Below are 11,071 nucleotides of genomic sequence, written 5' to 3' on the forward strand. Positions count from 1 at the left end.
CCATGATGGACACAGGCTCCGCCACGCCGATGGCATAGGCCAGCTGCACTTCGCACTTTTTGGCCAGTCCCGCAGCCACGATATTCTTGGCAACCCAGCGTGCCGCATAAGCAGCCGAGCGGTCCACTTTACTGGGATCCTTGCCGCTGAACGCACCGCCGCCATGACGCGCATAACCGCCGTAGGTATCCACAATGATCTTACGGCCAGTCAGGCCGGTGTCACCCTGCGGCCCCCCCACCACAAACCGTCCGGTGGGATTGATGTAGTACTTGGTGTTGGCATCCAGCATATCGGCCGGAATGACCTTTTCGATTACTTCCCGCTTGATGTCAGCATGCAGCTGCTCCTGCGAAACTTCCGGACTATGCTGGCTGGAAATAACCACTGCGTCCACCCGCACCGGCTTGCCGTCCTCATATTCCACAGTAACCTGACTCTTTCCGTCGGGGCGCAGATAGCTCAGCAGACCGCTCTTGCGCACTTCCGTCAACCGCTTGGCCAGCTTGTGAGCCAAGCTGATGGGCAGCGGCATCAGTTCCTGCGTTTCGTCGCAGGCATACCCAAACATCATGCCCTGATCGCCCGCACCGGCCACCTCATCGTTGGTGCCCAGAGCAATGTCGGGACTCTGTCCGTCAATGTTAACGATGATGCCGCAGGTATCGCAGTCAAAACCGTATTTGGCACGATCATACCCGATAGAACGGATGACATCCCGTGCCGTCTCTGCAATATCCACATAGCAGCTGGTCGTAATCTCGCCCATGATGTGGACAAGGCCCGTAGAACAAGTGGTTTCACAGGCAACACGAGCGTTGGCATCCTGCTCGAGGATCGCGTCCAGAATGGCATCGGAAATCTGGTCGCAGATTTTGTCGGGATGTCCCTCGGTCACCGACTCAGAAGTGAAAAGAACTTTGGACATAGTAAAAAGCCTCCCTTAAAAATGGTTAAGCAGAAGCGCAACTGACGAGAACAAAAAGCGCGCAGCCAAAAGACTGCGCGCTGACGCTTATCTTTCGGTTCCCCGCAGGATTTGGCACCTTGCACATAGGTGTAGGTTGTCGGGCTTCATAGGGCCTGTTCCCTCTGCCACTCTTGATAAGTTGCTATTCTGTTGTATGTCGAATTATAGCATATTGCCATTCATTCGTCAATAGTCGTTTCTTCGTATTTTTTGCTGTGCATCCCTTACCCGCGGCCATGCAAAATCGGAGAAAGCGGTTTATAGATTAGAAAGCAGAGCACCGCATCGACAAGGCCTTTTACGAAGGTGAACGGCAGGTTAAAGACCAGCAGGCATTCCAGCAAACCGTCCGTACCGGGCCGAATAGCCTGATAGGCCGCAATGATGTTGTCCATACCGCCGAACATCGCAGCGTACACCGGGTAACTGAGGAAATAGTTAACCGGTACGCTGACCAACGCCATAACCAGTGCGCCAATCAAGCACGCCACAGCAGCGCCCTGACGCGTTTTATGGAACCGGTAAATTACCCCCGCGGTGCCCACAAAAGATGCGCCAATCAAAAAGTTGCATACTTCCCCGATGCCGCCGGTGGAGCCGTGGAAAACCAAGTTAAAGAGATTTTTCACCAGACATACTACAATGCCATAGACAGGCCCAAGGCTGAAAGAGGCCAACAGGGCAGGCAGCTCCGAAACATCCATCTTCACAAAAGAAGGGATAATCGGCAGACTGAAGTCCATGAACATCAAAATGGTGGCAACCGCACAAAGCATAGCGGTTACAGTAAGTGCACGGATGTGGTTGTGTGTTTTGGTCATTGGTAGTACCTCCCGAAAAAAATGGTTTGCGAAAGCCGGTTTGCGTGATAAAACTGCGGGAGGCTGGTTATGCTTGCTGCCGGCAAACAAAAACGCCCTGTTGCCATATATAGCAACAGGGCAAAAAAGCATAGCAAACAGCTTTCCGTTTCTTTCATCCGGACTATACCGTCGGCCCCGGATTCTCACCGGATCAACAACTGCTACGCAGCTGGTCGCGGGCTTGCGGCTTCACGCCGTTTACCGCCGGTGGGGAATTTCACCCCGCCCTGAAACAGACTTTCTACTTGCATAGTATAGCACAGGTTTTACAAAATGCAAGGGGGTATGGTATAATGTTTTTGTTCCGCACACTCAAACGTATGGAGAATTTGTTATGCAAGAATTTACTTTTAGCCTTTTGCTGGACCTGCTGCCCACGGTGCTGCTGCTGTTGGGTTCGCTGGTTTTGCCGATGGTCTACACCAGAATTATTCGCCGCATCCTCGACAGCTTACACGGACATCTGACAGAATGGTTGTACATTCTTTTTGACAGTTATGTGCAGCCTACCGCGCTGATTATTCGTACAGTTCTTTTGTATCTGGCCTTGTTGGTTGTCCCATTTACGTTTAATACCCCCACCTATCTCAAGGTACTGCAGGTCCTTTTCAACTTGTCGATCACCTTCTTTTTCGGGTTGGGTGCCTGGCGGGCGGCCCCTATGTGCCGTCTATTGCTGCGCAGCGCCCAGAACAAGCTGGACCTGACCACCAACAATACGATGGCCCGCTTTTTTGAAAATATCTTCCGTGCTTTGGTGGCCATCTTCACCGGCATCGCCTTATTGGATCGTTTGGGGGTTCCGGTGGCCGGCCTGCTGACTGGCGCCGGGGTTGCCGGCCTTGCTATTTCGCTGGCTGCACAGTCTACCTTGTCCAATTTGATTGCCGGCATCACCCTTGTCTTGGAGCATCCCTTTGGCATTGGGGATTATGTCATCTTGGGTTCTTCTGAAGGTACTGTGGAAGATGTTTCCTTCCGTTCCACCCGCATACGTACCACAGACAACGTAGCGGTCACCATCGAGAATTCCAAAGTCTGCTCGGAATACATTCAAAACTGCAACCAACGCAGCAGTCGTCTGTGGCAGTTCACACTGGGCCTTACCTACGATACGTCCCGAGAGCAGCTTACTCACATTTGCCACGACTTGGCCGAAATGTTGAAAGCACAGCCTTCCGTTCGTGCCGAAACGGTCACCGTAACGGTAGATAAATTCAACGATTTTAGCATCGATATTCTGGTTCGGCTGTATGTAACCACCTTACCGTACGGCGATTTTCTGGAGGAAAAAAGCCGCTTGAATCTGGAAATCATGCAACTGGTCGCCGAAGAGGGATGCAGTTTTGCTTTCCCCACCACTACCATCGACATGCCCAATCCGTCTTAATCTTTTGGCTGCTAAAAAATCCCGGCAGATACGTTTGTATCCGCCGGGATTTATTTTATCGGAAAAGACCTAAGACCAGCTGCTCTCGCTTTCCAAACCGGGGCGCTGGCAAGTAACGATCATAGAATCCGTGCCGTCCTGCGTAGTAATCACAAAGTCAAAGGTATAAACCGTATCCAATCGATATTGAAGACCGCCGTCCTCCAACTCCGTCAGCACATAATCCAAATCCGGCTGCGGCATCATCTTGTCGTAGTATAAGTACAGATAGGAGATATTCTCTACAAATCGGAGCTCCACTTGATCTTCTGTCACACCATACAGCGTGATTACCGGGACCCCCTGCGTGTTCAAAGCGTCCCGGTTGACCACCTGATCGGAGTTTTCTCGGCTTTCTGCATAATCCACATGGTATGTATTAAGTAAGATACAGTTGCTCAGCTGCATCTCAACCCCGGTATTCGGCAGTGTTTCTTGCCACACCGGCGTGGTATCGATTTTTTGTGAGGCGCAACCGGTCAGCAACAGAAGCACCGGCAAAAAATAGCACCATTTCTTCATGTCTGTTCTCCTCATTGATAAGGGTCATAGGGCGGCCGCGGAAACTTGTCCCCCGGTTGTAAGGTACGCGGACATAAGCCGATCTCTGCCACAATAAAACCCATCAGCATCCCCAGATGGAGGTGCAGATGACGATACTGGGACAGAATCAGCGTAAAGCGGGTCCATTCGCAATTTTCTGGCCGCTGCAACAGATCTTCATCGTGCAAAGAGGTCAAATACAAGGACAGCTTCGCCTTGATGGTGTAAAAATAGTCATCCATCTGACTGCGGTTGAGATGTGCCGCCGGATAGATGTCTAACTCATGCAATTCCGGTACATGCACCGGCGGTTCCACAAAGTCATTGGCTTTGGGGTTGATAAACCACTGGTCCAGACTGTGCAGCATATGATACAGATGCTGCCACAAAGGTGAACCGCCATAGTGCTTATCCCATAATTCGTCCGGAATGCAATCCATCACATTTTGGGTTTCCCAAAGAGCACGGACCGTCATCTCGGTAATTACTGCATGATACGATGTTTCCCGCACGCGGTCCGCCCCCTTTTCTTTTGGGGATAGTATGCGTGCCGGCATCTGGGATTATTCGGTTACCAGCAAAGTAGGCAATGTTTTTTCGCTGTATTGGCTGGAAATGATGGGACTGAGCGACACACGGGAATAGATGCCCTGCGCCATCCCGTCGTAGACATAGACCCCCGTCAGGTTATAGTATCGGTTTTTCCCAAAGGCTCCCTGTAATCCTATACCATAGTTTTCCGTTACATAGGGAAAATAAAATTCCTGCAACAGATACCCTTGCCTGGGTGTATTTTGCACAATCTGTTCCCACTCTTCCTGTGTGCACTCCACACCCGCATGGACCCCACGGGAAGCGTACGAGTCCAACGGCTTTAGGATCCAACCATCTTTGTTAGCCAAAATGCGGGGCACGTCGCTTTCCTCAAGAGCTTTGGTCAATGGCACATGCGCCTCCACAAAAGCCCGCTCCTCCGCCGTCAGCATCTGCTGGGTCAGCGGCTCATGCAAAACGCGGAAAATGGTCTTGTTGTGTACCAGTTGGGTATGAAAATCCCCTACCAGAAGCACCGCATCCTCCCGCACAGCTGCCAACAGTGCACCGCATTCATTATACCGCTCTAAAATGTCACTGGTAACAGCCCGTCGATAAATCGCATCGATCTTATGTCCTCCGGGACCGTATAAGACTTTCTCATCGGCGTCGTAGCGAAGGTCTCGCACATCACAGATTTCCGCCGGGACGTCATTCCGAATAAAATAGCCCTGAAAAACTTCAAATTCATTGACGCTGGCGCAGTCCATAAAATCCACAATAGCCACATACGGCTTTTGCTCCGTATGACGCGCACGGGCATACACCGCACACAACGTTTTGACCCAACTTTCAAACAATTCGCAGGTCCGTGTTGCGTGCGTGTCACAGAATTGCCGGTAAACAGTGGAAAGGCGCTGTGCCAAATTGAGTTCCCGGTCCTCGTTCATCGCACTGGTTCCATCGGTGTTAAACTCACAATATTTATAGGCACCAGTCTCCTCGTTATAGAAAAAATCGATCCGCGCCATCGGCAGCAAAGAAATATCCGGGTTAGCTCGCAAAATCAATTCTTCCGTTACGGCATCAAAACCAAACAAAGCGCGGTATGCCGGGTCCCGGTAATAGGCGTGCATCACTTTTCCGAGAATACCATAGAGCGTCTGAATATCCGCTTCAAACTGCGCAAAAATCTTTTCGGTAAACAATTTGGGTTGATAGCAGGTCCGCACATATTCACCATGGTGGATGGCTGTGGACGCTTTCATATATTCGGTTATCTCATCAAATTCGCGCTGCAGACGAGCCGGGTCCGATGCAGCCGCTTCGAGATACGCCTGATTCAGTTGCTGTAATTCAGTCATTTTCGGATTCTTCTTCCCGTATGGTTTTTTTGGTGGCAATCAGCTTTGCAAACGGCTCCAATAGGGCTCGTTCTTCTTGGGAAGGCGTGCGGCTTCTGGCTTGCAACAACAGCCACGCCAGCTCCTTACCGATGGGTTTTCCGTACACCCATGCATTATACCCATCTTTGCATACGGCCACCTTTGCATTGGCAATATCGCCCGTTGTGGCGCCGTCATAATGGCGCAGAATATTTTGCAGCGCCGCCTGACTGCCGAAGATCGTTTTCACTAGCTGCGCATAGGCTGCAATATATTTGGGCGGCATACAATCGGCCCCGCGAATTTCCAGATAGCTTTTTAGGCGTGCATCAAAGAAAAACATAGACAGTACATGTTCCACTTCTTTTTTCAAGAGATGGCTGCCGTAAATTTCCTGTGCATTCTTACGCCCCACGGCCTTGGTACGGTTCCCTTTCAGTGCCACAATCAAAGGCCGCGTAAGCACGGTCTGCGCATACTGTGCAAACCCAAAGTCCGGGTCCATCAGGTGGGGCGGCACACCGCATCGGTCCAAATCAACATCCTGCCAAATCCGTGTCCGTACACTATAAGCATTGTTTCGATTGCCTTGGTACCGCACCGCATTGTCGCTCAACAACGCAAAGAAAGGGGTCAACAGGCAAGCCACCCTCATTTTTTGTACAAAGTCTCGTTCACTATAATAGTCAACAGACAGTTGTGTAGATGCCGTAGCCCGCATCATTTGAATACCGCAAGCACCAGTATTTTTGAAATAGCGATCCATCGCTTCATAGCGCTGCTTGGGAATCAAGGGCAGTTCTTCCGCCCGCCGGGTCGGGTGATAACTAACCGTCCACGCCCGCAATCCGCGCGCTGCCAGTGTCATACTCAACTGGAGGTAGAACTGGTTGTAAATATCCATAATTTTGAGCACAGTAGCCTGCGGGACCACACTGATCTCCACCTGACAGGCCGGTTCCAGCGAGACACTGTACCACTCTGTTACATATCCCATGTATTCCCCATCAATCAAGATGGGGGTATCATAGGGCTGCTGCATCTGCTGCATCACGCTTTGCACTTCAGCAAAGGTGACCGCCTCGCCTCCTGCATGGGTAACAAAGTGTTCTACTTCCAACCCCAGCGTCAATTTTCCTTCGCTTTTGCACCCCTGCTGAAAGTACTCGACTAAGACCTTCTTCTGTTCATCCAATTTCGACATAGATGATACTCCTGCCGGTTTAACATTCTTATTTTTCAGTTTCCCTATTATACCCCGAAACCCTTTTTTAGGCAACGGGAAACACAAAAGTTCCCAACCTATTACGGCGGGAACTTCTTCGTGTTATAACTCTGACGCCGCAGGGAATCCATAGGCACTCTTGGCCGCTTGCACAGCACGCACAATCGCCTGCGCCATCACCTGTGCACCCAACGCACCGACAACATCTTGGTCGGCGGACACTTCCCCCAGCGATACCGCATAAATGCTATCCCCGTCCGCCGTAGTATGTACCGGGCGAATCGCCCGGGCATATCCATCGTGGGCCATACCTGCTATTTTACACAACTTTGTTTTATCAAACCGTGCGTTGGTCAGGATCACACCCAACGTGGTATTGCCCACGAATTTATTCTCTACCACCTCGGTTTTCTGCAAAGCCACCTGCTCGGCGTCTAAAAACGTTTTATGGTCTTCTGCCAACAGTCCAGCAACCTTCTGACCATTTTTCCAATCGTAAATGTCACCCAGCGCGTTGACTGCCACAAGTGCCCCCACTTGAAGATCGCCTACCTGTACCGCATAACTGCCGATTCCGGACTTCATGCAATGCTCCATGCCCAACAGTTTTCCCACCGTAGCGCCGGTTCCTGCACCATAGTTTCCATCTTGGTAGTTTCCCTTTTCTGCATTCTGACAAGCTGCATACGCCATGGCCGCATCCGGCCGCACCTGCGCACTGGCTACCGTCAGATCAAACAGGCAGGACTGACACACCAATGGCACCTTCGTTACGCCCACGTCAAAACCGATGTTTCGCTCTTCCAGATACCGCATCACTCCGCCAGCAGCATCCAGTCCGAAAGCGCTGCCGCCTGATAGCAAGATGGCATGAATTGAGCTTGCCGCCGCCATCGGCTTCAACAGCTCACTTTCCCGCGAAGCCGGCCCGCCGCCGCGAACATCCAGCCCCGCCGGGGCCCCGTCTTTTCCAAATAGCAGCACCGTGCACCCTGTACCCGCAATTTCATCTTGTGCCTGCCCAATCTGTACATGGGGCAACTCCGTAATGGCAATCTCTTTCATGGTATACTCTCCTTTGGCGTAAAGCATTTTTACTTCTCATCGTTTTCCTGCAACGCCCCCGGTCCTGTACGAGGTTTGGGATCGTATAAATTTCGGACATCCACCCCTTCGTATTTCAAGAGGCGACGTTTCAAAGCAACCCCACCGTTATAGCCAACAAGGCTGCCGTCCCTTCCTACCACACGGTGGCACGGAATGATTAAAGAGATAGGATTATGTCCTACCGCACCGCCAACCGCCTGAGCCGACATGTTTTTCCCTTTTTCCTGTGCCATTTCCCGGGCAATATCGCCGTAAGTCACCAAAGTGCCGTAGGGAATGTAGCATAGCCGCTCCCACACCTGTTTCCGGAAATCACTTCCCGGTGGATCCAGCCGAATTTCTTGCGGGGTAGGCCTTTTACCGCAGAAATAGCGATCCAACCAGTCGCATCCCTCTACCAACAGCGGCGCTCGATCATGGCAAGCCGCTTGTGCAAGCAGGCCCTCTTCCACGGTCTGTCCCGGCAGACAGAGGCGAATCAGTGCATCATCATTGGCCATCAAGAGAATATCCCCCAGCGGAGAATTATATTTTGTGTAATACAGTGACAAGGCAGTTCCCCCTTTTCCCCCGATTCTTATAGTATATTCTACATTGTAACAGATAGAATCAAAGGATTCCAGTATTCCTACCCAACTGTGCAAACTTTTACACGCCTTTAGAATCTAGACAACTGTTTGAATAAATTTCGGGAGGAATAAGCCGCAAATAGCACCAAAAGCCCTGTTATACCCAGAACAGCCGCTGGTGAGCAAAAATCAAACGCAATTCCATACAGCACCTGCCCTAAAGGCTGCACACAGAGCGCCAGCGTCATAACAAACGCCATAACTTTGCCGGTCAAACCTTCCGGCGTTCTCTGCTGAATGGCACAGAGCCCCACCACAGAAAACATGCTGCAAGTGGCCTGCCCCACGCATAAACCTGCGAGTAAAACGGCATAACATAGCGCTGGCGATAAAACCAACGCAAAAGCCGCTGCTGCCGGCAGTAAGCCCACACCAAAAAGCGCCCACAACCAGTGCTGTTTTCGCAAGGGGATCTTATCTCCCCAGATTCCGATGAAAAGGCTCCCCATCACGGCTGCCGTCCCCAGCACACTTTCTGCCGCACCATACCACGCGGTCGGCAGTCGCAGAACCGTGCGAACCAAAAATGGAAGTCCTACTGATACAATCCCTGACGCAAAGAAATTTGTGGCAGCCGCCAGCAATAGAAGCTGGAGTACCATCGGTTCTTCCCGGCTCAAAAAGTGTATACTTTGTTTGAGGTCCCCACACAAGATTTTGCCCAGCGATTCTTGGGTGGCGTTTGCTGGGGACGGTAATACCAAAAACAGTTCCAACAGCGCCGTGCAGAAAAAGCATCCACAGACCAGCATCAGCACAGGCTGAATTCCCAGCAAAGTATAGGCGATACTCCCAGTAAAAGGTGTAACCATCGCGGCAAGGGCCTGCACTTGATTGGCAACGCTATTGGCTCGCATTAAGTTTTCCCCACGATGCATCTGCGGCACACAGGCCTGAACTGTCGGAGATTCAAAAGCACCAAATATTCCCAAAATAATTTGTAATATTGTGATGAGTGTCAAATGGTTTGCCGCGCCCCATAATAGCCATACTATCCCAACCGAAATCCCCGATAAAGTATCCAGCGCTATCATAATCGTTCTCCGATTAATCCGGTCCGCCAGCACACCTCCCACCGGAGAAAGCAATATAACCGGCACTGTGGATGCCGCCAAAATTGCTGCGAACCGACTTGCCGAACCGGTTTGTTCCAGCACATACATAGAAAGAGCAAATTTTAGAGTGTAGTTCCCCAATAACGAAAAAATTTGCCCCCACACCAAGAGCGTAAAATTGCGGGTAAAAAGTCGCTTTGCGTGCATTTTGTTATCCTCCTATGACTGATTATATCAACCAATACATACCAACGGTATGTATTCAAGCAAAAAGAACACCGCAGCCGCGGCAGTTTCATCATATAGATACTTTTGGTATGTATCATCACAAAATAAAATTGCCCGAAGGCAATTTTATGTATTTTTTTGTTGCTCTTGTTCGATTTCCTCAAAATACGGTTTCAGTTCCTGCAGCATGGCCTCATCTACCAGCGGCAGCCCCATATTGTCCAGCAGTTCCCCAATAAATCGAAACTTGCGCAGCATCTGCTCGGCGGATGCCGGGTATACAGCGGGTACCATCCACAACCCCGTCAGCAAAATCATGACTTCCGCCAATTCCTGCGGATATTCGGTATGAATGGAGCCATCTTGTATCCCCTCCTCAATGAATTTTCTCAGATAAGGAACAAGTGTTTTTTGATTCTCTTTGATCATTTCGGCCAGAAAACGAGGATTTTCCAAGATCGGCATGCTTTGTACCGTGATAGCCATCCGCTCCTCATCTCTTTGGTTCAGCCGGATGGATTCTCGGATTTTTTCCAGCCCGTTCAAATCACTTCGTTTTGCTGCCGCGGCAAAGGGATTGCTGCGCAAAAACATGCGGTCACTTACTGCATCAATAATTTCTTCTTTCGACTTAAAGTGGTGGTATACAGCCCCCTTCGTCAAATCCCCCAAAGCATCTACAATATCTTGAATGGTGGTTTGCTCGAACCCCTTCTCTAAAAAGAGACGTTCTGCCACTTCCAGAATTCGTTCCTCGGTAATCTCTGGATATTTATTACGCGCCATAAGCCACCTTCTTCATACATTCTTTTGGTATGTTTAGATTATAGCAGATGCTATGGTCCTCGTCAAACATTTATTTTTAGAATATAACACCATTTACAGGCGGGTTTATTTCGCTAATCTTTTGTGACACCGTTTGGCTTATCCTACCATGTGAACACGCTTTTTCATTAAGATTGACGTTTGTAGTACAGTATGCTATTGTTTTATTGAAAAATCCCCTGTTTTGTTTATACTTGTAGAGCACTAACACTATTTATTTTTAACTCAAACTTCGCACATAAATTTTAGCTATGCACCTTGAAAATTCAATATCTGGC

At 50.1% G+C, this 11,071-nt stretch carries 11 protein-coding genes and 2 riboswitches; of the genes, 1 reads left to right on the plus strand and 10 read right to left on the minus strand.

What is annotated here, in order from left to right; translation table 11 throughout:
• Nucleotides 1-928, minus strand: a 928-nt coding sequence (gene metK, locus Q0526_RS00615; RefSeq protein ID WP_298729842.1) for a methionine adenosyltransferase, incomplete at its 3' end; no start/stop codon positions are given.
• Between the two features lie 84 nt (nucleotides 929-1,012).
• A riboswitch (SAM riboswitch) is annotated at nucleotides 1,013-1,111 on the minus strand.
• An 83-nt stretch (nucleotides 1,112-1,194) separates the two neighbouring features.
• Nucleotides 1,195-1,791, minus strand: coding sequence for an ECF transporter S component (locus Q0526_RS00620; RefSeq protein WP_298729843.1), 597 nt, complete (start codon nucleotides 1,789-1,791; stop codon nucleotides 1,195-1,197).
• 142 nt (nucleotides 1,792-1,933) lie between these two features.
• Nucleotides 1,934-2,072: riboswitch (FMN riboswitch) on the minus strand.
• A gap of 95 nt (nucleotides 2,073-2,167) precedes the next feature.
• On the opposite strand from Q0526_RS00620, the gene Q0526_RS00625 reads away from it, so the two are divergent.
• Nucleotides 2,168-3,223: a mechanosensitive ion channel family protein gene (locus Q0526_RS00625; protein WP_298729844.1), complete on the plus strand. Its 1,056-nt coding sequence runs from the start codon at nucleotides 2,168-2,170 to the stop codon at nucleotides 3,221-3,223.
• Nucleotides 3,224-3,292: 69 nt separating this feature from the next.
• On the opposite strand, the gene Q0526_RS00630 is transcribed toward Q0526_RS00625, so the two are convergent.
• The 8 genes from Q0526_RS00630 to Q0526_RS00665 form a co-directional block, all read right to left on the minus strand.
• Nucleotides 3,293-3,784 carry a hypothetical protein gene (locus tag Q0526_RS00630; protein ID WP_298729845.1) on the minus strand — a complete coding sequence of 164 codons (492 nt, stop codon included), beginning with the start codon at nucleotides 3,782-3,784 and terminating at the stop codon, nucleotides 3,293-3,295.
• An 11-nt stretch (nucleotides 3,785-3,795) separates the two neighbouring features.
• On the minus strand, nucleotides 3,796-4,317 hold the full coding sequence (locus Q0526_RS00635; protein ID WP_298729846.1) for a DinB family protein: 522 nt from the start codon (nucleotides 4,315-4,317) through the stop codon (nucleotides 3,796-3,798).
• Nucleotides 4,318-4,368: 51 nt separating this feature from the next.
• Nucleotides 4,369-5,703 carry a hypothetical protein gene (locus Q0526_RS00640; protein WP_298729847.1) on the minus strand — a complete coding sequence of 445 codons (1,335 nt, stop codon included), beginning with the start codon at nucleotides 5,701-5,703 and terminating at the stop codon, nucleotides 4,369-4,371.
• Nucleotides 5,696-6,928: a glutamate-cysteine ligase family protein gene (locus Q0526_RS00645; RefSeq protein WP_298729848.1), complete on the minus strand. Its 1,233-nt coding sequence runs from the start codon at nucleotides 6,926-6,928 to the stop codon at nucleotides 5,696-5,698. The genes Q0526_RS00640 and Q0526_RS00645 overlap by 8 nt, the downstream gene beginning before the upstream one ends.
• 123 nt (nucleotides 6,929-7,051) lie before the next feature.
• Nucleotides 7,052-8,014 carry a P1 family peptidase gene (locus Q0526_RS00650; protein ID WP_298729849.1) on the minus strand — a complete coding sequence of 321 codons (963 nt, stop codon included), beginning with the start codon at nucleotides 8,012-8,014 and terminating at the stop codon, nucleotides 7,052-7,054.
• Nucleotides 8,015-8,043: 29 nt separating this feature from the next.
• Complete coding sequence (locus Q0526_RS00655; RefSeq protein ID WP_366522009.1) at nucleotides 8,044-8,607, minus strand: methylated-DNA--[protein]-cysteine S-methyltransferase; 564 nt, start codon at nucleotides 8,605-8,607, stop codon at nucleotides 8,044-8,046.
• 107 nt (nucleotides 8,608-8,714) lie between these two features.
• Nucleotides 8,715-9,947 (minus strand): MFS transporter, encoded by a 1,233-nt coding sequence (locus Q0526_RS00660; protein WP_298729850.1) that lies wholly within the window; start codon nucleotides 9,945-9,947, stop codon nucleotides 8,715-8,717.
• 147 nt (nucleotides 9,948-10,094) lie between these two features.
• The gene (locus Q0526_RS00665) at nucleotides 10,095-10,754 is read right to left on the minus strand and encodes a TetR/AcrR family transcriptional regulator (protein ID WP_298729851.1); all 660 of its coding nucleotides are present in this window, start codon (nucleotides 10,752-10,754) and stop codon (nucleotides 10,095-10,097) included.
• Nucleotides 10,755-11,071 lie beyond the last annotated feature (317 nt).

This window comes from uncultured Subdoligranulum sp. (genome assembly GCF_937890665.1).